Consider the following 22,052-nt stretch of genomic DNA (forward strand, 5'->3'; position numbering starts at 1 on the left):
CAAATCATCATATCGGTTGTCATTTGCTCGCCTTTGCCAAACCACCCCACCAGTTAGTTGAATTTGAATAAATACACGGCAGGTTATTTTTGGCATCGTTATTTATCTTTATCAATAAAAACAAATTACAAAAAAAAAATCGGATAACCAGTATCCGATTTTTCATTTTGTTCTATTATGGCTTAAGTAGCCCCGCCTGCCCCATCGCAGGATCGCTGTCATAGGCTGCTATGGCATCAGCAACGCTTAACCCCAGTGCCTTGGCAACGCCTTCACCATAGGCTATATCGCATTTGTTGCAATTGCGAATGTGGCGGTATTTGATAAAATCAGGAGCATCGCCCATCGCCGCAGCAGTATTATCAAACAAGGCTTGCTTTTGTGCATCACTCATCAATTGGAATAATGCTCGTGGCTGGCTAAAATAATCGTCATCATCAGCACGGAAATCCCAATGGGCGGCATCGCCATTCATTTTTAGCGGTGGCTCGGCATATTCAGGCTGCTCTTGCCATTGATTAAAGCTGTTTGGCTCATAGTGTTTTAGTCCGCCATAATTGCCGTCTACACGACCCTGCCCGTCTCTATGGTTGCTCATTACAGGGCAGCGAGGGGCATTGACAGGGATTTGATTGCGATTCACGCCCAAGCGATAACGCTGAGCATCAGCATAGTTAAATAGGCGTGCTTGCAACATTTTGTCTGGCGACACACCAATCCCAGGCACCAAATTGCTCGGGGCAAAAGCCGCCTGCTCAACATCTGCAAAGAAGTTTTCTGGATTTTTATTGAGTTCAAATTCACCAACTTCAATCAGTGGATAATCCGCCTTTGGCCATACTTTGGTCAAGTCAAAGGGGTGGTATGGCACTTTTTCAGCATCTGCTTCTGGCATGATTTGTACATACATTGTCCACTTGGGAAAATCACCACGCTCAATCGCCTCAAACAAATCTTTTTGGTGGCTCTCACGATCTTTGCCAATCACCGCTTCTGCCTCGGCATCGGTTAGATTTTGGATACCTTGCTGAGTCTTGAAATGAAACTTCACCCAAAAACGCTCGCCTTCGGCATTCCAAAAACTGTAAGTATGGCTGCCAAAACCGTGCATATGGCGATAGGATTTGGGAATGCCGCGATCGCTCATGACGATGGTTACTTGATGGAATGCTTCGGGCAGCAGCGTCCAAAAATCCCAGTTGTTGGTCGCAGAACGCATATTGGTGCGTGGATCACGCTTGACCGCTTTGTTCAAATCAGGGAATTTGCGTGGATCTCGCAAGAAAAACACAGGGGTATTATTGCCCACCATATCCCAGTTACCCTCTTCGGTATAAAACTTCAGGGCAAAACCACGAATATCACGCTCAGCATCAGCAGCTCCTCGCTCACCTGCCACTGTGGTGAAACGAGCAAACATTTCGGTTTTTTTGCCAATTTCGCTAAACATCGCCGCACGAGTGTAACGGCTAATATCACCTGTTACTGTAAAAGTACCAAAAGCACCAGAACCTTTGGCGTGCATACGGCGTTCTGGAATAACCTCACGGGCAAAATCTGCCAACTTTTCATTTAGCCACAAATCTTGGGCAAGCAGCGGTCCACGCGAACCTGCAGTAAGACTGTTTTGGTTGTCGGCAACTGGTGCACCATTACTCATGGTAAGATGGGTTACAGGGCATTTGCTCATTAGACTGTCCTCATGTTATGTTTTATTAATTCGCCAATGATGGGCGATTTGCGGTGGCTTGGTGGCTACATCAGCTGCCAACCAACACAAACATTATGCCAATTTCTCTATGATTGGTAAAATAATAATTTTTAATTATATCAATCGATTTTATAAATCAATTTTGGGTAAGCGATGACGATAACATCGTGCCACTGTTTGCTATTATTTTGCCAATTGGCACAAGTTAAGATAGCACATCAAGTGGCATGATGCCTATTTGTTTTTATAAAAAACCACTTAAGCGTAACACTTAAGTGGCTATTGTAACTCAATTTATACACAGGCAACTTAGCCCATTTGATAATAAGTCGCTGACCCAGGGCCAACTGGCAGACCCAGTACAAATACCCAAATATAAAACAGCAGCGTCCAACCAAATAAGAAAATCATCGAGTACGGCAACATCATCGCCATCAGCGTGCCAACCCCTGTGTCTTTTTTATAGCGAATCGCCACCGCCATAATCAGCCCAAAGTAACTCATCATCGGCGTGATGATATTGGTTGTACTGTCGCCAATACGATAGGCGGCTTGAATCATCTCAGGTGCATAGCCTGTCAGCATCAACATCGGCACAAAAATCGGTGCGGTAATCGCCCATTGTGCCGAGGCCGACCCGAGCATCAAATTCACCAATGCACAAATCAAAATAAACCCAACCAATAGCAACGGACCAGTCAGACCGATATTATTCAAAAAATTCGCCCCAGAAACCGCCATCACTTGACCGATATTTGACCAATTGAAAAATGCCGTAAACTGTGCTGCAAAAAACACAAGCACAATGTACATGCTAAGCGAACTCATCGCCTGACTCATCGCATCGACAACATCTTGGTTATTCTTGATACTGCCTGTAATCTTGCCATAAATATAACCCGGAATGGCGAAGAACACAAAAATAAACACCACAATGCCATTTAAAAATGGCGAACCTGCCACAAGTCCTGTTTCGGGGTTTCGCAGCACACCATCGGCAGGGACAATCGTCCACGCCAGCAACAAACAAAATACCACCATGCTGACACCTGCCCAGATTAGCCCTTTTTTCTCCGTGGCGGTCAATTGCTCAATCTTGCTATCTAGCACGCTGGGGTCGTCAGCATCATTGGGATTGTATTTACCAAGACTTGGCTCAACGATTTTTTCGGTAACAAAATAGCCCAAAGCACTGACCAAGAAAGTACTCGCTGCCATAAAATACCAGTTCGCCTCTGCACCAACGACATAATTAGGGTCAATAATGCGTGCCGCCTCTTGGCTGATGCCTGATAGCAAAGGATCGACAGTACCCAGCAAAAGGTTGGCACTGTATCCACCCGAAACCCCTGCAAATGCAGCCGCCAAACCTGCCAGAGGATGGCGACCCAGCGAATGAAAAATCATCGCCGCCAGTGGAATTAGCACCACATAGCCAAGCTCTGATGCGGTGTTTGACATAATGCCTGCAAATACCACCACCAGCGTTACCATCTTGCGAGGTGCATTCATCACAAGCCCTCGCAGTGCCGCCGAAATCATGCCCGAATGTTCAGCAATCCCCACGCCAAGCAATGCCACCAGCACCGTTCCCAATGGAATAAATCCAGTAAAATTGCTCACCAAATTCTCAACAATGCGTGCCAAGCCATCGCCATTTAGCAGATTGACCACATAAATCATGCCATCAGCACTGCGACCTTTTGCCCCTTCAGGTCTCGGGTCTAGCACTGACACGCCCATCATTGACATCACCGCTGACAAGACCAATAAAATCAGCGACATCCACACGAATAAAATCACAGGGTGTGGTAACAAATTCCCCAGCCACTCAACGCCACGCAAAAAGCGTTGCATACGAGAGCTGTTTGCCGCAGGGGGGGGTGTTGAAGTACTCATTATCTCTCCTTGTTGTTTTGCAAAACAAAAATAACTGACAATACCGCCAATCAGAGCATTTTTGCATTTTTCTTATTTGTAATAATAGAAAATGTTATATTACTGTCATATTATAGCAATAAAATCGCCATAGTCAAAACTTAAAAACAACTCATTCTCATTTAAATCTTATTATCATTACATCAGGCAAATAAAAAGCCCAAGAATCATCTTGGGCTTAAATACACTCAAAAATCAGTGCTGATGACCGCCTGCACCATGTGCATGACCATGAGCAATCTCATCAGCGGTTGCTTCACGCACCTCAATAATCTCCACCTCAAAAGTCAGCTCAACGCCTGCCAACGGGTGATTGCCATCAACGATAACAACCTCGTCATTTGCTTCTTTAACCGTAACAAGCATGACTTGACCATCGTCAGTTTGTGATTGGAACTGCATACCAGCTTCAATTTTGTCCACGCCCTGAAAATTGGCACGAGGCACCTCTTGCACAGCTTCGGCAAGGTACTCACCATAAGCATCTTTTGGGGCAACAGTGGCGGTGAACTTATCGCCAACTTTTTTGCCAGCCATTTGCTTTTCAAGGCCGGGGATAATATTATGATGACCATGCAAATATGCAAGTGGCTCACCACGAGATTGATCAAGCACCTCACCTTGTGTATTGGTCAGTGTGTAGTTGAATTTCACGATGGTATCGTTGGCGATGATTGTCATAAGTATTCCTTAGTAAATGTGCCAGCTTGGCATCCAAACCAAATGTTTAAGACCACAGCATGGCAAAAAGTTGCTTTCATTATAACAGAAATTTGTCGCTTTTCCCAATGCTTTGCAAAAAAGTCGTTACAGTGTGTAACTTCTTAAAGAAAATTAACAGAAAAATTTGAAAAGATGGTAAATTTTGGTATGATGATAATTTGTTTTTGATGTTATGATGTAGTTGTTAAATTTTATATAAATATAATTAAGCAATATTTCATTATTAGCATGATAAAATTATTTTTGCAAACTTGAGTTTATTATCATGACCATCCAATCTGCACCCACCGACAATCAACACGCCCTTTTGGCAAACACGCCACACTATCAAATTAGCTTTGAGCGATTTAACGAACACTTAGCCGATATATGCTTTGACTTCGTTGCCACCACACACGCCCCCACCCTGTCCATGGTAACTTGGCTGGCGGGCAGTTATTTGATTCGTGAATTTAGCAAAAATATTACCGCTGTTGATTATCAGCTTGACGGCACAACCCATCGCAGCGAAAAACTCAACAAAAATACCTTCAAACTTAGCCATGTCAAGGCAGGCGACCGTGTCCGTGTGCGATACGAGGTATATTGCCGAGATTTGTCAGTGCGTACAGCGTTTGTTGATCAGACCAGATTATTTGGTAATTTTAGCTCATTGCTGCTTTTGCTTGATGATGCCAAACACACGCCTGCAACCCTGACCTTATCTGTGCCGATGCAGTTTTTGGCACAGCACCCAAACTGCCAAATCGCCTGTGGGCTACAGCACGAAACCGTACAAAGCAAAACAGGTATTGAATATCGCTTTGCTGCTTTGGCGGCATTTGACTATTTGGATTATCCTTTTGAAATCGGCACGCAGGATACTTTTGAGTTTGTGGTTAATCATCAGCAAAAAACCCTGCCACACCGATTTTTCTTGACAGGTCGTCATCATGGACAGCTTACTCGCCTACAAAGCGACCTGCAAAAAATCTGCCAAACTTACCTTGATTGGCTGGGTGATGCACCATTTGGGCACTACACCTTCATGGCGATGGTTACCAACAAAGACTATGGCGGGCTTGAGCATATCAACTCAACAGCACTCATCAGTCCACGCAGCGATATGCCACGCATTGACGAACCCATGCCGCCAAGCGATGGCTATCAACGATTCTTAGGTCTGTGCAGTCATGAATATTTTCATGCATGGTGGGTAAAAACCGTCAAACCTGATGTGATGATAAACAATCCACTCACCCATGAATCCTACACACCGTTGTTGTGGGTCTTTGAGGGCTTTACCAGCTATGTTGATGATTTGATGCTGCTTGTTGCTGGTGTGATTGACAAAGCCAGTTATTTTAAGCTCATCAGCGACCAAATCAACCGCTATCAACAAACAGATGGCAAGGCCTATCAAAGTGTTGCCGAATCCAGTTTTGATGCATGGATTAAATTTTATCGCCCTGACGAAAACTCAACCAATCAAGGCATCAGCTATTATAACAAAGGGGCATTGGTGGCATTATTACTGGATTTGATGCTGCTTGACAAAAGCTCGGGCAATTATCGCCTGCTTGATGTCATCAAACACTGCTATCAGCAAAGCAACAATCAACCTTTTGGACTAACAACCGAAATTTTGGGCGATATTATTGCACCTGTACTGGGCAGACAAACATGGCAAGAATTTTATGAAAATTATGTCATCGGCACTCAGCCTCTGCCGCTGGAGGAATATCTTGGCAAATTTGCCATCACGGTCAATCACCAAGAGACAAGCAAGCCTTGGGGCATGAGCCTATCTGCTGGCGATCAGCTGACCATCACGCATATCCATCGCCAATCAGCCGCAAGCCAAGCGGGACTGGCGTATAATGACACCATCATTGCCATCGATGGGCTAAAAGCAACCAATCAACTGCTAACACTGCTAAACCAACAACAATCCATCACCAAGCAGCCTGTGCAGATTCATGCTTTTCGCCGTGATGAGCTGATGACCTTTGAACTCCCACCAGACAATACATATCACCAAACCGTTAGCTTATCTGGTGATGGCGGGCAGTGGCTGTCGTTTTGTTTTGATAAATAACCAATGCCCAATCAAGGTTGTCAATCTGGTAAATATACTTGACAACCTAAGACTACACGCCCAAAATAAGCTAGTCGGCAAATCTGTGTCTTTTTGGGTTTTGGTTTCGGCGTATTGATGATTTGGTGCCAAAATGACCAGCTCCAGACCGTGTGCGTTGTGCGACTTTTGGGCGAGCCACAACACCAAGATTTGCCAATTTTTCATCACTGATAAATATCGTGCGACTCTCACCAACTGCCAAATCATCAAGTCGCCAACTGCCCACTTGATAACGAATCAAGCGTAAGCACGGCAAACCAACACTTGCCACCATACGCCTGACTTGGCGGTTTTTGCCCTCACAGATGGTGATGGCAAGCCATGCGGTCGCAATGTGTTTACGCTGCCGTATCGGTGGCTGTCTTGACCATAGCGTGATTGGCAACTGCGACTGTGCCAAGTGCCGCACCTTGGCGGGCAATGTCTTGCCATCTTTTAATAACACGCCAGCTCGCAATGCGTTTAACTGCTCATCACTTGGGGTATGCTCAACCTGCACCAAATAAGTTTTGGCGTGCTTTGTTTGATTTTTATGAGCCTGCCCCACAGGTGGCGTGGTGATGGCATGGTTCAGCCCACCGTGATCTGTCAGCACCAATAAGCCTTCAGAATCTTTGTCCAATCGCCCTGCCACACGCAAGCTCTTATCATCAAAAAAATCTGCCAAGGTCAGCATCTGTTCGTTATCTTTACGAAATTGACTATGTACACCAAAAGGCTTGTTAAACAATACAACTTTTGCCATCAGCACCACCATAAATCACAATCAAAAAACCAAGCGATATCATACCGCTTGGTTTTGCATTTGACAATCTGTTGATACAATTACTCAAAGAGCAATGGTCAGATTATTTCTTATCAGCATCGGCTTTTTGTGCTTGCTCGGTGGCAGTTGCCTCGCTGTTGTCAGCATTACCAACGGCTGCAACTTGCTCACCTTCTTTTAGCACAGTAAATTCAATGCGGCGATTTTGGAAACGACCTTGTTCAGTGGCATTTGAGGCAACAGGCTCACTAAAACTTGCACCTTTCACGCTCAAACGCTCTGCTGGCACACCTTTTGACACCAAATAATCACGCACAGCTGCCGCACGAGACTCTGATAATTTTTGGTTGTATTCATCGCTGCCTTGGTTATCGGTATGACCGATGATACGCAAAGTTGCTGCAGGTAGGCTTGCCAATTTGGCAGCTGCCAAGTCAAGAATTTCTTTGTTCTCGGCAGGAATGTCGCTAGAATCGGTAGCAAAATTGATGATTTGCAAGTTCAAAGCACGCACCAAGTCATCTACTGATACTTCTGCACCTTCACCCAATCCAGAAATCGCCGTGCGTGCAGATTCAATGCTTGATGCCACAGCTGTTTGGATATCTAAGACAGGCTCGGCTTCGATGGTAAAATCTGCTGGCAAAATACCTTTGGCACCATCAACCAGATGTGTAATATGCTCAGGACTTGCTGCATTAAAGCGAACAGTTTGTCCGTTGATGGCAACGCTTGAGCTTGGCATATCTTTCATCAAACCCAAAATCGCTGGCAAGTATTCAGCAGCAGGCATGGTGGTGGCGTGTGTATTTGTGGTCTCTGCCGAGCAGTTTTCTGTGCCAAATACTTGTGCAACCGCTGCACGCACTTGACCAGCCAATTGCTCATTACCAACTTGAGTACGGCATGAATAAATCGCCTTGCCTGTCTCATCAACCGACAAGCTCAAAGTTGCAGGAGCGGCTGCCACAGCACCTGTATCGGCAGTGTCAGCTGCTGGTGCTGCGGTTTCGCTAACTGGAGCAGCAACTGGTGCTGGTTTTTCTTGGCAAGCACGCAATAATAGCCATGCCAAACCTGCAAAAATCAACAAACCAATGATTGGCAATATCGTCTTCAAAAAACTGCTCTTTTCTTTTTCATAATGCTTTTCGGCAGCAGTATTCACATGAGCGGCCTGTGGTTCAGGCTTGCTTACTGGCGTGGCTACAGCTGCTACAGGTGCTTCGGCAGTAGCTGTATTGGCTGCGGCAGTACCTGCAGCAAATAAACCTGCTGGCAATAACGCATACGCCCACGCTGGCAAACGGCTCTGCTCATTAGCCAACTGATTACGCAAAAAAGCAGGAACAGCAGTTGTGCCTGCCAATTCTTTTAGGCGTGCCACTACCAAAGGTGCTGCTGTTGCAATCGCTGTATGTGCAGACACGGTTGATAGCCCAAATTCTTGACCCAGCTTGTCGCTTAAGGTAATGCCCTGCTCGTCATCTGTACCAAAAGCAATTTTTAGCAGATGATGACCATAACCCAGCTCATTTTCTGGCAAAGTAGCAACACGCTGATACACATCGTCATTACTCAAGCGAGCTGCAAAAATGGCATAAAATGTCTCAAGCAGGTTTGATTTACTGGCATTGTCTCCATCTTGATTTTTGATGGCAGCCAAAACATGTGGCGTAATCAATTCGTGTAATTTGCTAATTAAACTCATAAGTTGCTCCCTGTGGGCTAAATTTTCAAAATTAACCGTAATTGTTGCAATAACAAAAACAATATAAACATAATGGCAAAGCCACCGATTTGGACATATTTTGACTGATTTTTATCTAAGTTAAAAGGGTTTGCAACAATTGATAAACAAATCAACGCCATCTGCCACCAAAAACGCCCATCGTGTTACAAAACCGCCTGAAATCTTTGTAATTATTTACAGTATCGCAACAGTTTGGTAGGTTTGATGATTAATGCCGCCATCAAAGCTGATTTACTTTGGTATACTTCTCATCATGGTACAATTAAGGTGATTTTTTGGCATCGTTTTGATACAATAATCCGCACATTTAGCACATTATCACACTCTTTAAGCCCATGAACCACACCACTGCCATCATTATTATCACAGTTATTATCAGCATTGCCGCTTGGCAATCTCGCCCTTTGTTGGAGCGATTGATTTTTTATCCGCCTGCGGTGCAGCGTGGTCAATATGATCGCCTGCTGACGCACGGATTTATCCATGCAGACGGCATGCACTTGTTGTTTAATATGTTTACGCTGTACTTTTTTGGGCGTGCGATTGAGCGATTTTATATTGACAAATTCGGCAGCCTAGGCTTTGTGGCTTTTTATGTATTGGCGATTGTTGTTGCCATCATTCCAAGTTATCTACGCCACAAAAACAACGCCAGATACCGAAGCCTTGGTGCGTCAGGTGCGGTATCGGCAGTGCTGTTTGCCTATATTTTATTTGCCCCTTGGAGTACTTTATATCTTTTTGCCATTGTGCCAATTCCTGCGATTGTTTTTGCCATCGCTTATGTTGGCTATAGCGTCTGGGCAGACCGTCAGCATGGCGGCAACATCAATCATTCAGCACATTTATTCGGTGCGGTTTTTGGCGTGGTTGCCACCATCATCATCGAGCCTAGCATCGTGCTGTATTTTATCGAAAAATTACTAAACCCAGCCTTTTGATGCCAAGACGCATTGACAAAATGGCGTTGGCAACAGTATAAATTGCAACGCCATTTTATAAAAATACTATTTTATTTAATTAGATTATATAAACAAAAAAACCGCTGATTGTTTACTTTTTATTAAAATTTGCCAAAAATTAAACTTGAAATTTTGGCAAATCCACCAAACAATCAACAATCACCACGCCTGAAAATATCGCTCAATATAACCCACAGGTAGCGTCTGTAAGGTATAACGCCAATTGGGATTTTTATCCTTGTCAATCAGCAACGCCCTCACGCCTTCGGCAAATTCACCTTCGTGCATACAATGCACAGCGATAACAAACTCCATCGCCATCACCGCATCAAATTCCATCTTCTTTGCCTGATGATAGGCACGCCATGTAATCGCTGCCGAAATTGGCGAACCGTTAAGATAATTTAACAAAGCCTGATGGATATAGCCACCATCAGCTTGCTTGGTTTGCATTCTTGCCAAAGTATCAAAATCATACAAGCTATCCACACGCATAAGCTGTACAATCTTGTCATAATAAGGCAGTAGCCAACCCTCTGCCAAGCCTGTAGTATTGTGTAATTTTTTTAATGTATTTTTTAAATTTTTATGATTTGTTATTATATCATCATGCCAGCACATTGCCTGCAAAGCAGTAATAAGACGCTCATATTCACCGCCTACATCACCTGATAAAGCATAATCAACGAGCCCTAATGCCAGCGCATCTGAGGCATTAATCCTAGCACCAGTCAATCCCAAAAACAAACCAATGTCATCAGGCAATCTTGACAAAAAGAACGAACCACCAGCATCAGGAAACAGCCCAATCGCCACCTCAGGCATTGCCATCATGGTGGTGCAGGTAGCAATACGATAGCTTGCTGGCGTGGCAATGCCCATACCGCCACCCATCACGATGCCATTTGCCCAAACGATGACAGGCTTGGTATAATGCTTGATTTGCTTGCACAGCTCATATTCTGTGCCAAAAAATTCACACGCCGCCTGATTGGGAAAAACACTCGGATCATAAGCATGATACAGCCCACGGATATCACCCCCTGCACAAAATGCCTTGTCGCCTGTTCCTTCTATCAGCACCGCAACTACCGTCTCATCATCTGCCCATTGACGAAGCAACGCCCCGCTCTGACTGACCATTTGCACAGTTTGAGCATTGAGCGAATTGGGGTTATTTAGGCATAGGCGTGCAATTTTTTTGTTATCATTAACAATGATAAAATCCGTGATAATGCTCATTCTCCCTCCAAATTTTGATGGCTTGTTTTGATGACTTGGTTTTTTGATTATACAAAAAATATCACCATCATCGCAAATTTTTACTCATACTTATCAAGCCAAGCAAGCACACCGCCAAAACCAAATTAGACCGACACAACACCACTGGCGTTAATTTTTGTCAAAATTTGCTATAATAATCAATTATACGCTTATTATGCAGCCATCAAGTCGCCATCATGGCTGATATTGATGCCGATAACTCTGATTTATTCTCAACTTTGGACAAAATATGTATTTTTTATTATCTCCTGCTAAGAATTTGGACGAAACAACGCCAGTGCCACTGCCGTTACAGTCTTGCTACACAAACCCTGTGCTGATTGAACAATCAATAACGCTCATGCAAACGCTCAAGCACTGCGATGTGCTTGATATTCAAGAGTTGATGGGCGTATCAGCCAAAATCGCCCAATTAAATGTCGATCGCAATCAGCGATGGGCATATCCATTTGACAACACTGCCAAGCCTGCGGTTTATCTGTTTGATGGCGATGTCTATACAGGGCTGGACGCTTATGCCCTAAAGCAAGAGCAAATCACATACCTCAATCAGCATCTGGGCATTTTGTCAGGTCTGTATGGACTGCTAAAACCTTTGGACTTAATGCTGCCTTATCGCTTGGAAATGGGGGTTAAATTTAAAACCCCACAGGCGGATAATTTGTATCAGTTCTGGGGCGATAGCATTACCGAAGCCATCAACCAAAACTTAGCCAAAACGGGCGATACGCTGGTTAATTTGGCATCAAACGAATACTTTTCGGCAGTCAATGCCAAAAAAATCAACGCACAAATCATCACGCCTCGTTTTGAGGACAAAAAAAATGGCAAATATAAAGTCATTAGTTTTTATGCCAAAAAAGCTCGTGGCATGATGGTGAATTTTGCCGCCAAGCACAATATCAGCCACCCTGATGAACTAAAAGCATTTGACAGCGAAGGCTATTATTTTGTTCCACAGCTAAGCGGTGAGCATGAATGGGTCTTTCGCCGCGATGAATAAAAATAACCCTTGCCCCAAACCAAATCATGCACGATAAATTATCAATACCTATCGTTGGCAGGTTTGTATTTTTGCAAATTTATTTTGCAAAAATCGCTATTTATTTTGGTAAGCAAAACCTTATAAACTTATCAATGACAACAAGGCAAACAACTAGCCTAGCATTTGGAGTATGTTATGAAACAAGTTTTGAAGGTTTATTCTGCACCTACAAAGCATTGGGTTGGTGATGGTTTTTTGGTGCATACCATGTTTCATTATCAACAAAGTTATAAAAATATTGACCCGTTTTTGTTGATGGATTATGCTGCACCGCATTATTTTGCCAGCAATACCGCACAGCCCAAGGGTGTTGGCGAGCATCCTCATCGTGGATTTCAGACAGTTACCATTGCCTATCAAGGCGAGGTTGCTCACCAAGACTCGGCAGGTGGTGGCGGTGTCATCAAATCAGGTGATGTACAATGGATGACGGCAGGCTCTGGGGTGATGCATGAGGAATTTCATTCACCAGCATTCTCCCAAGCAGGTGGGGTTTTTGAGATGGTGCAGCTTTGGGTTAATTTAGCCGCCAAAGACAAGATGACACCGCCAAAATACCAAGCCATCAAAAGCGATACGATACCCACAGTAAATCTACTGGGTGCTGGCACTGCCAAAATCATCGCAGGCACGCTTGATGGTATCACAGGCCCTGCTGACACCTTTGGCTCGATTAATCTATGGGATACGCAGCTCATTGCTGGTGGTGGCTATGTCTTTGATGTTCCACAATCGCACAATTTGTTGATTTTAGTGCTGTCAGGTGAGATTGTGATTAACGATACGCACACAGCACAGGCTGCCGAGCTTGCCACCTTTGAGCAAGGCGGTCAGAGCGTAAAAATCCATGCCATCAGCGATGCCAAAATTCTCATCTTGACAGGTGAGCCAATCAATGAACCTGTGGTTGGACATGGTCCATTTGTGATGAATACAAAAGCACAAATCATTGAGGCGATTGACGATGTGCAGCGTGGTAATTTTGGGCAGCTCAGACCCATCTCCCAGCCCTAATAATAACAAAAACCCCAAAGTCATGCTTTGGGGTTTTGTGCATTTTAAGCTGCGATAATTATTCACCAATCGCTTGAATTGCCGTCAAGGCGATGGTATAGACAATATCCTCAACCAAAGCACCACGAGACAAATCATTAACAGGTTTATTTAAGCCTTGCAGCATTGGGCCAACACTGATAACGCCTGCGGTGCGTTGCACTGCTTTGTAAGTTGTGTTGCCCGTGTTTAAATCTGGGAAAATTAGCACATTGGCCTCACCTGCTACTGGTGAGTTCGGTGCTTTTTGCTTACCGACATTTGGCACCGTTGCCGCATCAAACTGTAGCGGCCCATCAACTTTTAATTCTGGAGCTTTGCTGCGAATAATCTCAACAGCAGCTTTCACCGTTTCGACATCTTCGCCTGCACCTGAATTGATGGTAGAGTAGCTCATCATGGCAACTTTTGGCTCGATACCAAAGGCTTTGGCAGACTCGGCAGACTGAATGGCAATCTCTGCAAGCTGTTCAGCTGTTGGATTTGGATTCACCGCACAATCACCATAAACCATCACCTGCTCAGGCAGTAGCATAAAAAACACACTCGACACCAAAGAGTACTGTGGAGCGGTTTTGATTAATTGAAAGGCTGGACGAATGGTATCGGCGGTTGTATGCACCGCACCCGAAACCAGACCATCAACATCGCCCATGTGTAGCATCATCGTACCCAAGACAACCGTATCGGTCAATGCTTGTTTTGCACCCGCCTCATCAAGTTTGCCCTTTCGGCGTTCAACCATCGGTGCAACATAATTATCTGCGATGCTTGCAGGATCAATAATCTCAATATCCGCTGGCAAAACAACGCCGCGTGCTTGTGCCACCTGTTCAATTTTGCTGCGTTCGCCCAACAATACACACTGTGCAATGCCACGACTTTGGCAGATTGCTGCCGCTTCAATGGTGCGAGGCTCATCACCCTCTGGTAGCACAATGCGTTTTTTGGCAGCTTGGGCTTTTTGCACCACTTGGTTGCGAAACGCATAAGGCGATAGTTTTTTCTCACGAGCTGCCGCCTTGTACTCATTAACAAGCGTATCATTGACAATAACCGCTTCGCCACTTACATTTGCCCAAACAGCAGTATCGGCAAAATCAGCAGTATCAGCTGCAATCACGCCCAAAACACGCGATGCAGTAACGCCACCAAAAGTCGCTGCAAATAAAGCAAACTCGCTGGCATTTTGACTGACAAACAACACATCAGCATCTAGCCCATTTGCCAAATTTTTATTCACCTGATTGGCAAAAGGTGCAACTTCACTCGCCATCACCCCTTTGACAACCGTAAGAGCTGCTGTTTGCTCCGCGACAACTTGCTCAAGCAGTTCATCTGCCACGCCATCGCTGACCGCCTGACGCAATTTGTCCTCACCTGCACCATCAAACGGTGCCAAATAAGCTGCACCAATCGCTTTGGCGAAATTTTCGGCGATACTGGCGAAATTTTCGGCACGGAAAGTTGGAACTAATAACAAAGATTTCATAAATATTCCTAAACAATTTATTTAATGAATATCACAAGTATATGGATAAAGCAATTATCTGATTAAATCAACTTACCAGCTTATAAGCCAAGTACCGCACGGCTTTCGTTGGCAATTTGTCGCTCTTCATCTGTTGGAATAACCCACAGCTCGATCGCCGAATCAGCAGCATGAAAACTGCCTTCTGCCCCACGGAACAATGTATCATTTTTGGCGGTATCAATCTTAGCACCCAAATGCTTCAAGTGAGCAACGATGGCAGCACGCATATCAGCACCATTTTCGCCAACACCGCCTGTGAAGGCAATGCCAGTCAGCTCAGGCAAAGCAGCTGTCAAGCCCAAGATATATTTTGCAGTGCGATAGGCAAACATCTGTAGTGCCAAGCGAGCATCTTCGTTACCTTCGGCATCGGCAGCTTCTAGATTACGCATATCATTTGAGATGCCCGATACGCCAAGCAAGCCACTTTTTTTGTTTAATAGGGTATCAATCTCTTCAATCGACAGACCCAGCGTGCGATTTAGATGAATGTGCAAGCTAGGATCAACATCACCACTGCGAGTACCCATCATCAAGCCCTCAAGTGGCGTGATGCCCATGCTGGTATCCAAGCTCTTGCCGTCATATACCGCTGTTGCCGAGCAGCCATTGCCCAAGTGTGCAATCACCCAACCATGCGTTGCAGGCTTGCTGGTTAATTCGCTGGCACGGTTTGATACATAGGCGTGCGATGAACCATGAAAACCGTAACGGCGGATTTGATGTTCGGTGTACAATTGCTTTGGCACAGCATAGCGATAAGCGTGTGCTGGCATGGTTTGGTGGAATGCGGTATCAAAAATCGCCACTTGTGGTAGGTCAGGATAAATACTATTAATCGCACGAATACCTGCAGCGTTGGCAGGGTTGTGTAGCGGTGCCAAGCTGGTCAGCTCTTCGATGGTTGCCAATACTTCATCATTGATGATGGTTGCTGATTTAAATTTATCACCACCATGCACAACACGATGACCGACCGCCACAGGCTTATGCTCTTTGATTAAATCTTCTAAAATCACCTTTAAGGCATCAGCATGTACGCCATTGGGAATTTCGATGATGGTTGCCTCGCCCGCCAAGTTTTTGTGCTTGATTCGTGCTTCAGGATTACCCAGACCTTCTGCCAATCCTTCGATGCGGCTTTCGCCATCTTCGCTGATTAGGGCATATTTAATTGATGACGAACCACAGTTTAGTACCAAGGTTGGATTGACTAAGCTCATTAAGCACTCCTAAAAATAATGTGTAACCAAAATGCCTTTTTCTTACAAATATTATTCGGCAACTTTGGGATTGTAAAAACATTATAAATTAACCTTGATTGCCAAGATTGTCAAGTAATAAATGCTGTTTTGCCAAACTTTTTATGCCATTGATTATAATGACTAACAAGTAACTTGATTGCTTCAGCAAACTTTTGATGATAGATACAAATAAAATCAGCATTTGCATACTTCTGGATAACTATTCGGCAAATTTATGCTAAAATAAGCAGATTTAACAACTGCCCCTTAAGCATTATAACCACCCAAGCTGCTCATTTTGACAAATTTTGGACACATCATGAAAAAAATACTCCCCTGCCTTGTTTTGATTACCCTAATTACTGGCTGCGGTCAAAAAGGTGCATTGTACCTACCAAATAGCAATCCAGTGATTGATACCACGCCTGCCAGCAGCGATCCAAATGATTATTAAGATAAAATAAATAATTGAATAAAGGATAATTATATGACTTTTCGCCCAGCCAGCCATTATATTAATGACAGCTTGCATATTGATGCCGATATACTTGTCTCTGCCCTGCCGTATTTTGATTATATTGATGGTGTGCTGCACATTGACGGCGTGAGTAGTCTTGAACTTGCCAAGCAATACGGTACGCCTTCTTATGTTTATTCACAGCGTGCCATCTTGGATAATTATCAAGCCTACAGTCGAGCATTTGCAAGCCTTGACCATCAGATTTGTTATGCTGTTAAAACCAATTCCAATCTTGCCGTTCTCAAAAGCCTTGCCCAAATCGGTGCAGGCTTTGATATCGTCTCAAAAGGTGAGCTGGCACGCGTATTACAAGTAACCGATGGCAAAAAAGTCGTCTATTCTGGCGTGGGCAAAACCGCAGATGACATTGAATACGCACTCAATGCCGATATTTGCTGCTTTAATGTTGAGGCCGTTAGCGAACTTGATACCATTTCCCAAGTTGCCACACGCCTTAATAAAACCGCTCGCATTTCTTTGCGTATCAATCCTGATGTTGATGCCAAAACTCACCCTTATATCTCCACAGGTCTAAAGTCCAACAAATTTGGCATCAGCCACCAAGCTGCCGTGCAAGCCTATCTGCATGCCAAACAACTGCCATATCTACAAATCGTTGGCATTGACTGTCATATTGGCTCACAACTGATTGATATTCAAGGATTTTCTGATGCATTAGACAAGCTGATTGAGCTGATTGATGAATTAAAATCACACGGCATTCATCTGGAGCATATCGATCTTGGTGGTGGGCTTGGCGTGCGTTATATTGACGAAAATCCAGCCAGTGTTGATGATTTTGCCAAGTTGCTACTGCCTCGCCTTCGAAAGCTTGGATTAAAGCTCTACCTAGAGCCGGGTCGCAGCTTGCTTGCCAATGCAGGCGTTTTGCTTAGCCGTGTTGATGTCCTAAAACCCACCGAATTTAAGAATTTTGCCATCATTGACGCCTCGATGAGCGAGCTGATTCGTCCAGCACTTTATGAGGCTGTGATGGCGATTATCCCCACCGACACACGCAATGCTCGCGAAATTCACACTTGGGACATTGTCGGCTCTGTCTGTGAATCCAGCGACTTTTTGGGCAAAGACCGTGCCTGTGGCCTGCAAGTGGGCGACATACTGGCAATCACAGGTGCTGGTGCCTATGGCTTTAGCATGGCGTGCAATTACAACAGCCGTCCACGCCCTTGCGAAGTGATGGTTGATGACGGCAGTCATCGCCTGATTCGTAAGCGTGAATCTCTTGCTGATTTATGGCGTGATGAAATTATCTAAACCAACCAGCCCTCATGATTTGAGGGCTTTTTAGTATCATCATTCATCACAACACGGGCAAATGCACACAGCCTACTTTTTAATAACCCAAAATCAAGCTCTGCACGGCAAAATCTGTGGAAAGTATGTGGATAAATGGCATATCAATGTGGGTAATCTGTGGATAATTTTACAAAATAATCAACCAGTGGCAAAATTATCAGCCAATTTGTGAAACAAAATAATTATTTATTAATTATACTATTAATAAATATAATCAATAAAACTGGCTCAATCAACCGTTCATTTGACAATCCAGTCTGCCAAACCTTAGCCTGTCAGGCTTTGTTTGCTTTTCCCCACAAATTGTGGATAACTTAGCAAATGCATAAATTTTTTATTCGTCATGGCTAGTAGCACCAAGTGTTTGAGACGATTGAATGAAAATTAATCAATTTGTCATAAATAAAATAAATTATTTAAAATCAATGACTTAAAAATTTTCAATAAACTTCTGAATGATTATCTTTGTGAATCATTGGCTGTTTTTTGTGATTTTCTTTAGCCTTATGGTTTCACAAAATAGCAAATTAATAATGTGGACAAAACTGTGGATAACTTTTTTTGTGTAGCAAAGATGAGTCAAAAAGGCTGGTGATTAAGCATTGTGGGATTTTTTGTACAACTGAGCACGCGGATGGGCATGATCATAGATGCGTGTCAAAGCAGCAAAATCAACATGAGTGTAGATTTGGGTGGTGCTGATATTGCTATGACCAAGCAATTCTTGCACCGCACGCAAATCACCACTGGCAGATAATAGATGCGATGCAAAACAATGGCGTAGCAAATGGGGATATAGGTTCAAATCAATCCCAGCGGCAGTGGCGGCAAGCTTTAGTCGCAACTGTATCGCTCGCGTGCTTAGGCGTGTGCCGTGTCGCTCACTGATGAATAAAGCGGCAGAATCTTGCTCCTGCCACAAATCACGATGCGGCAAGTAATTAGTAATGGCAATGACCGCCTTGCGTCCAACGGGTACTTGGCGTGTCTTATTGCCCTTGCCAAGCACACGCACCAAACCTGCCGCCAAATCAATATCGCCAATATCCAACGATGCAAGCTCGGATACTCGCAACCCACTGCTGTACATCAGCTCAAACATTGCCTTATCTCGCACCCACAAGCGTGCTTTGGCGGCATCGTCAGGCATCGGCTGATCAAGAAGCTGATTGATAAGATCCACATCGGCAATGCTGGGAAGTTTTTTTGTGGCAGGTTTTAGGCGATAACCAACAGTAGGATCGGTCGTTGTGATGCCTTGATTGATGGCAAATTGATAAAAACTTTTGATGGCGGACAAAGCCAGTTTGGCACTGACTGGCTGAATGCCACTCTCCTCAAGGCGTGTGCCAAAAAATCGTAATAAGTCTTGGCGAGTACAAGCAAAAGCGGTGGCAATCTGGCTATCCTGCTCAACAAAAGTCAAAAATTGCGATACCGCCAATTGATAAGTTTTGATGGTATGGTCGGCATAATTTTGCCAAGCCAGTTCGTCAAGCCAGTCATTTGAACATTGCCAAGCAATGTCGCAATCATGATTGTTACCCGTATTGCTTGGCGGTGTCAATAGGTGAGATAGTCGCATTATCAATAAGTGCTGTCGTCATTTGGGTCTAGTTTTAGCCCAACAGACGCTGCCAACCCATCTGGACTAAACACACCTTCATAAACAAAAGCTGTCGGCCCTGTCATGGATAAATTATAGCCCTCTTGCCAGCGAATCGCCAATGAGCCACCGTACAGTTGTGCACGAATATCCACCCCTTCGTCCAGCCAGCCCTCACGAATTGCTGTCGCCACAGACGCACAAGCACCTGTACCGCACGCCTGCGTTTCGCCAACGCCACGCTCAAAAACACGAATACGAATGTGTCGCTGATTGACAATTTGTACAAAATTCACATTCACCCGATCAGGAAATGCCTCGTGCGACTCAATGAGCTTGCCCAGCCGCTCAACTTCGGCAGTGAGAACATCATCAACCTTAATAATTGCGTGCGGATTGCCCATATTTGCCACATACAGCTGCACAGGCGTGCCATCAACATCGAGGCGGTAGGCATTGCCAATTTTGGTGATGGCTTTTGGGGCAAAAGGAATTTCCGCTGGTTCAAATTTTGGCTTGCCCATGTCCACCTGCACCCAGCCATAGCGGTCTGTGGATAGCACAATGATGCCACTTGCCGTCTCAACACGCAATCGTTGCTTGAAGGATAATTTGCGAGCTTGGACAAACGAAGCAAAACAACGCGCACCATTGCCGCATTGTGCCACTTCAGAACCATCTGCATTAAAAATACGGTAGCGAAAATCCACATCAGGGCGAGTTGGCGGCTCAACAATCAACAGCTGATCAAAACCCACCCCAAGACGGCGATCGGCAAGCAATCGCACAAGCTCGGGCGTGAGCGTCATGCGTTGAGTAACCAAATCAATAACCATAAAGTCATTGCCCAGTCCGTGCATTTTTGTGAATTCAATAAGCATTGTCTTGCCCTTATTATTTTTTAAATTACTGATTATCTTATCACGAAAAACGCCCGCTTGCTAATGCTTTTGTCGCATAAAATAAATTTCCTTTCTTATGCCATTTTGTATGCTCGGAGCTTCAATTAAAAAATTAAAAAATTAAAAAATTAAAAAATTAAAAAATTAAAAAATTAAAAAATTAAAAAATTAAAAAATTAAAAAATTAAAAAATTAAAAAATTAAAAAATTAAAAAATTAAAAAATTAAAAAATTAAAAAATTAAAAAATTGAGAAATTGAGAAATTAAACCACCAAGCATTTTTATAAATCAGGCTTGTCGCCAAACAAACCGACAAGCCCTATCAACATCAAACATCAAACAACTCAGCCAACCAACTGCTTGGCAATCCAGTGCTTAATGGGTGGTAAATTATTGCTCACTCGCAGCGTCAAATCTCGCAGTGGACGCACAAGCTTATTGTCTGTGGTAAACAGCCGAACCATCGCATTGGTGCCATGATACAAAGGTCGTGTATGAGCTTGATGCTGGCGATTATAACTGGCGAGCAGCTGCCAAGAGCCGATATCAGATTGCTTATCATAAGCCTGCAAAATCAGCGAAGTCAGCGTCTTGGCACTGGCAAGCCCCAAATTATAACCGTGTGCAGTTACAGGATGCATACCAACCGCAGCATCACCAATCAATGCCGCACGCTGCGACACAAAGCTCTGTGCGTGCACCCCAATCAATGGATAATGATGCACCGTGCCAGCAATGCTAAACTTGCCCAATTTATCGCCAAACATTCGCTGTGCCTCGTGTGCCAATTGGGCTGGCGACAGACTAAGCAGTGCTTGAGCCTGTGTATTATCCACAGTAATCACACAATTGCTCATGGTATCAGTCAATGGCAGAATCGCCAAAGTTCGACCGTGCAAAAAGCATTCTTGAGCAGTGGCAGTATTGGATTCTGGGTGGCTAACACGAAACACAATCACCGTCCGCCCAAAGTCATTCATATCTGCACCAATGCCCAACAAACGCCGTACGCCAGACATGCGACTATCAGCAGCAATTAACAAATCTGCGGTAAACTGTCGCCCATCTGATAGCGTAACAGTCGCCCTGCCCTCTCCTGTCTTTACTGTATCAACACACGCATCGCCAATCAGCTCAACATTTGGCATCGTTGACACTTCATCGTACAGTGCCTTGCGGATGTGGTGATTTGAGACCAGATTGCCCAAGCGGTCAAGCGAACGCATGGCACGCATAGATTTGGGAACTTGAAAATGCAACGCATAATCCAAAGTGCCATTATAAACTTTGGCATCTTTTAGTGGGTAAATTTCATCCTCATTCAGACGCTGCCACACGCCCAAATTTTGCAGGATTTCTTTGGAGCTGTTGGTTAGAGCAATTTCACGCCCATCATACGCTGGATTTTGCAGTGCGGCTATCGGTGCTTTGTCAATGACACGCAAACGAATATCGCTACCCAAAAAAAAGCGAGCAAACGCCAGCCCTGCAGGCCCTGCTCCCACAACGATGATGTCGCTATGCTGCACTGTGTTCATGACCGCTCCAATCGCACTATTTTCTTATCTGTA

17 protein-coding genes are annotated in these 22,052 nt (G+C 44.4%); 6 read left to right on the forward strand and 11 right to left on the reverse strand.

Features of this window, described 5'->3' with window-relative positions; all coding sequences use genetic code 11:
- Nucleotides 1-175: 175 nt before the first annotated feature.
- From BW928_RS08465 to BW928_RS08475, 3 genes are all read right to left on the reverse strand, one after another.
- Nucleotides 176-1,690, reverse strand: a complete 1,515-nt coding sequence (locus BW928_RS08465; protein WP_076555797.1) for a catalase — start codon at nucleotides 1,688-1,690, stop codon at nucleotides 176-178.
- Nucleotides 1,691-2,020: 330 nt separating this feature from the next.
- Nucleotides 2,021-3,610 carry an AbgT family transporter gene (locus BW928_RS08470; RefSeq protein WP_076555798.1) on the reverse strand — a complete coding sequence of 530 codons (1,590 nt, stop codon included), beginning with the start codon at nucleotides 3,608-3,610 and terminating at the stop codon, nucleotides 2,021-2,023.
- 234 nt (nucleotides 3,611-3,844) lie between these two features.
- The gene (locus BW928_RS08475) at nucleotides 3,845-4,330 is read right to left on the reverse strand and encodes an FKBP-type peptidyl-prolyl cis-trans isomerase (protein ID WP_076555799.1); all 486 of its coding nucleotides are present in this window, start codon (nucleotides 4,328-4,330) and stop codon (nucleotides 3,845-3,847) included.
- 307 nt (nucleotides 4,331-4,637) lie between these two features.
- Between BW928_RS08475 and BW928_RS08480 the strand changes: the two genes are divergently transcribed.
- Complete coding sequence (locus BW928_RS08480) at nucleotides 4,638-6,449, forward strand: M61 family metallopeptidase (RefSeq protein ID WP_076555800.1); 1,812 nt, start codon at nucleotides 4,638-4,640, stop codon at nucleotides 6,447-6,449.
- Between the two features lie 70 nt (nucleotides 6,450-6,519).
- Here BW928_RS08480 and BW928_RS08485 read toward each other — a convergent pair whose 3' ends face one another.
- Both BW928_RS08485 and BW928_RS08490 read right to left on the reverse strand, forming a co-directional pair.
- Nucleotides 6,520-7,236 (reverse strand): pseudouridine synthase, encoded by a 717-nt coding sequence (locus BW928_RS08485; protein WP_076555831.1) that lies wholly within the window; start codon nucleotides 7,234-7,236, stop codon nucleotides 6,520-6,522.
- Nucleotides 7,237-7,339: 103 nt separating this feature from the next.
- Nucleotides 7,340-8,968: an OmpA family protein gene (locus BW928_RS08490; RefSeq protein ID WP_076555801.1), complete on the reverse strand. Its 1,629-nt coding sequence runs from the start codon at nucleotides 8,966-8,968 to the stop codon at nucleotides 7,340-7,342.
- Between the two features lie 377 nt (nucleotides 8,969-9,345).
- Here BW928_RS08490 and BW928_RS08495 point away from each other — a divergent pair, with 377 nt between their 5' ends.
- Nucleotides 9,346-9,951, forward strand: coding sequence for a rhomboid family intramembrane serine protease (locus BW928_RS08495; RefSeq protein WP_076555802.1), 606 nt, complete (start codon nucleotides 9,346-9,348; stop codon nucleotides 9,949-9,951).
- A 180-nt stretch (nucleotides 9,952-10,131) separates the two neighbouring features.
- On the opposite strand, the gene BW928_RS08500 is transcribed toward BW928_RS08495, so the two are convergent.
- The gene (locus BW928_RS08500; RefSeq protein ID WP_076555803.1) at nucleotides 10,132-11,214 is read right to left on the reverse strand and encodes an enoyl-CoA hydratase/isomerase family protein; all 1,083 of its coding nucleotides are present in this window, start codon (nucleotides 11,212-11,214) and stop codon (nucleotides 10,132-10,134) included.
- Between the two features lie 271 nt (nucleotides 11,215-11,485).
- Here BW928_RS08500 and yaaA point away from each other — a divergent pair, with 271 nt between their 5' ends.
- On the forward strand, nucleotides 11,486-12,259 hold the full coding sequence (gene yaaA / locus BW928_RS08505) for a peroxide stress protein YaaA (RefSeq protein ID WP_076555804.1): 774 nt from the start codon (nucleotides 11,486-11,488) through the stop codon (nucleotides 12,257-12,259).
- 177 nt (nucleotides 12,260-12,436) lie between these two features.
- On the forward strand, nucleotides 12,437-13,315 hold the full coding sequence (locus BW928_RS08510; protein ID WP_076555805.1) for a pirin family protein: 879 nt from the start codon (nucleotides 12,437-12,439) through the stop codon (nucleotides 13,313-13,315).
- A 58-nt stretch (nucleotides 13,316-13,373) separates the two neighbouring features.
- On the opposite strand, the gene pta is transcribed toward BW928_RS08510, so the two are convergent.
- Together pta and BW928_RS08520 are read right to left on the reverse strand one after the other, a co-directional pair.
- Nucleotides 13,374-14,846 carry a phosphate acetyltransferase gene (gene pta / locus BW928_RS08515; protein WP_076555806.1) on the reverse strand — a complete coding sequence of 491 codons (1,473 nt, stop codon included), beginning with the start codon at nucleotides 14,844-14,846 and terminating at the stop codon, nucleotides 13,374-13,376.
- Nucleotides 14,847-14,926: 80 nt separating this feature from the next.
- Complete coding sequence (locus tag BW928_RS08520; protein ID WP_076555807.1) at nucleotides 14,927-16,111, reverse strand: acetate/propionate family kinase; 1,185 nt, start codon at nucleotides 16,109-16,111, stop codon at nucleotides 14,927-14,929.
- 340 nt (nucleotides 16,112-16,451) lie between these two features.
- Here BW928_RS08520 and lptM point away from each other — a divergent pair, with 340 nt between their 5' ends.
- Both lptM and lysA read left to right on the forward strand, forming a co-directional pair.
- Nucleotides 16,452-16,586 (forward strand): LPS translocon maturation chaperone LptM, encoded by a 135-nt coding sequence (lptM, locus tag BW928_RS08525; RefSeq protein ID WP_076555808.1) that lies wholly within the window; start codon nucleotides 16,452-16,454, stop codon nucleotides 16,584-16,586.
- 33 nt (nucleotides 16,587-16,619) lie between these two features.
- Nucleotides 16,620-17,930, forward strand: a complete 1,311-nt coding sequence (gene lysA, locus BW928_RS08530; RefSeq protein WP_076555809.1) for a diaminopimelate decarboxylase — start codon at nucleotides 16,620-16,622, stop codon at nucleotides 17,928-17,930.
- 637 nt (nucleotides 17,931-18,567) lie between these two features.
- Here lysA and xerA read toward each other — a convergent pair.
- From xerA to ubiM, 3 genes are all read right to left on the reverse strand, one after another.
- Nucleotides 18,568-19,557, reverse strand: a complete 990-nt coding sequence (xerA, locus tag BW928_RS08535) for a site-specific tyrosine recombinase/integron integrase (protein WP_200800841.1) — start codon at nucleotides 19,555-19,557, stop codon at nucleotides 18,568-18,570.
- Nucleotides 19,558-19,559: 2 nt separating this feature from the next.
- Nucleotides 19,560-20,459 (reverse strand): diaminopimelate epimerase, encoded by a 900-nt coding sequence (gene dapF / locus BW928_RS08540; RefSeq protein WP_076555810.1) that lies wholly within the window; start codon nucleotides 20,457-20,459, stop codon nucleotides 19,560-19,562.
- A gap of 366 nt (nucleotides 20,460-20,825) precedes the next feature.
- Complete coding sequence (gene ubiM / locus BW928_RS08545; RefSeq protein WP_076555811.1) at nucleotides 20,826-22,019, reverse strand: 5-demethoxyubiquinol-8 5-hydroxylase UbiM; 1,194 nt, start codon at nucleotides 22,017-22,019, stop codon at nucleotides 20,826-20,828.
- Nucleotides 22,020-22,052 lie beyond the last annotated feature (33 nt).

The organism is Moraxella cuniculi DSM 21768 (genome assembly GCF_900156515.1).
In the GTDB taxonomy this organism is placed as follows: domain Bacteria; phylum Pseudomonadota; class Gammaproteobacteria; order Pseudomonadales; family Moraxellaceae; genus Moraxella; species Moraxella cuniculi.

What these genes read in the sequence shown, in the direction of transcription:
- BW928_RS08465 (WP_076555797.1), bottom strand. Translation starts at nt 1,690, where the DNA reads ATGAGCAAATGCCCTGTAACCCATCTTACCATGAGTAATGGTGCACCA.
- BW928_RS08470 (WP_076555798.1), bottom strand. Translation starts at nt 3,610, where the DNA reads ATGAGTACTTCAACACCCCCCCCTGCGGCAAACAGCTCTCGTATGCAA.
- BW928_RS08475 (WP_076555799.1), bottom strand. Translation starts at nt 4,330, where the DNA reads ATGACAATCATCGCCAACGATACCATCGTGAAATTCAACTACACACTG.
- BW928_RS08480 (WP_076555800.1), top strand. Translation starts at nt 4,638, where the DNA reads ATGACCATCCAATCTGCACCCACCGACAATCAACACGCCCTTTTGGCA.
- BW928_RS08485 (WP_076555831.1), bottom strand. Translation starts at nt 7,236, where the DNA reads ATGGCAAAAGTTGTATTGTTTAACAAGCCTTTTGGTGTACATAGTCAA.
- BW928_RS08490 (WP_076555801.1), bottom strand. Translation starts at nt 8,968, where the DNA reads ATGAGTTTAATTAGCAAATTACACGAATTGATTACGCCACATGTTTTG.
- BW928_RS08495 (WP_076555802.1), top strand. Translation starts at nt 9,346, where the DNA reads ATGAACCACACCACTGCCATCATTATTATCACAGTTATTATCAGCATT.
- BW928_RS08500 (WP_076555803.1), bottom strand. Translation starts at nt 11,214, where the DNA reads ATGAGCATTATCACGGATTTTATCATTGTTAATGATAACAAAAAAATT.
- yaaA (WP_076555804.1), top strand. Translation starts at nt 11,486, where the DNA reads ATGTATTTTTTATTATCTCCTGCTAAGAATTTGGACGAAACAACGCCA.
- BW928_RS08510 (WP_076555805.1), top strand. Translation starts at nt 12,437, where the DNA reads ATGAAACAAGTTTTGAAGGTTTATTCTGCACCTACAAAGCATTGGGTT.
- pta (WP_076555806.1), bottom strand. Translation starts at nt 14,846, where the DNA reads ATGAAATCTTTGTTATTAGTTCCAACTTTCCGTGCCGAAAATTTCGCC.
- BW928_RS08520 (WP_076555807.1), bottom strand. Translation starts at nt 16,111, where the DNA reads ATGAGCTTAGTCAATCCAACCTTGGTACTAAACTGTGGTTCGTCATCA.
- lptM (WP_076555808.1), top strand. Translation starts at nt 16,452, where the DNA reads ATGAAAAAAATACTCCCCTGCCTTGTTTTGATTACCCTAATTACTGGC.
- lysA (WP_076555809.1), top strand. Translation starts at nt 16,620, where the DNA reads ATGACTTTTCGCCCAGCCAGCCATTATATTAATGACAGCTTGCATATT.
- xerA (WP_200800841.1), bottom strand. Translation starts at nt 19,557, where the DNA reads ATGCGACTATCTCACCTATTGACACCGCCAAGCAATACGGGTAACAAT.
- dapF (WP_076555810.1), bottom strand. Translation starts at nt 20,459, where the DNA reads ATGCTTATTGAATTCACAAAAATGCACGGACTGGGCAATGACTTTATG.
- ubiM (WP_076555811.1), bottom strand. Translation starts at nt 22,019, where the DNA reads ATGAACACAGTGCAGCATAGCGACATCATCGTTGTGGGAGCAGGGCCT.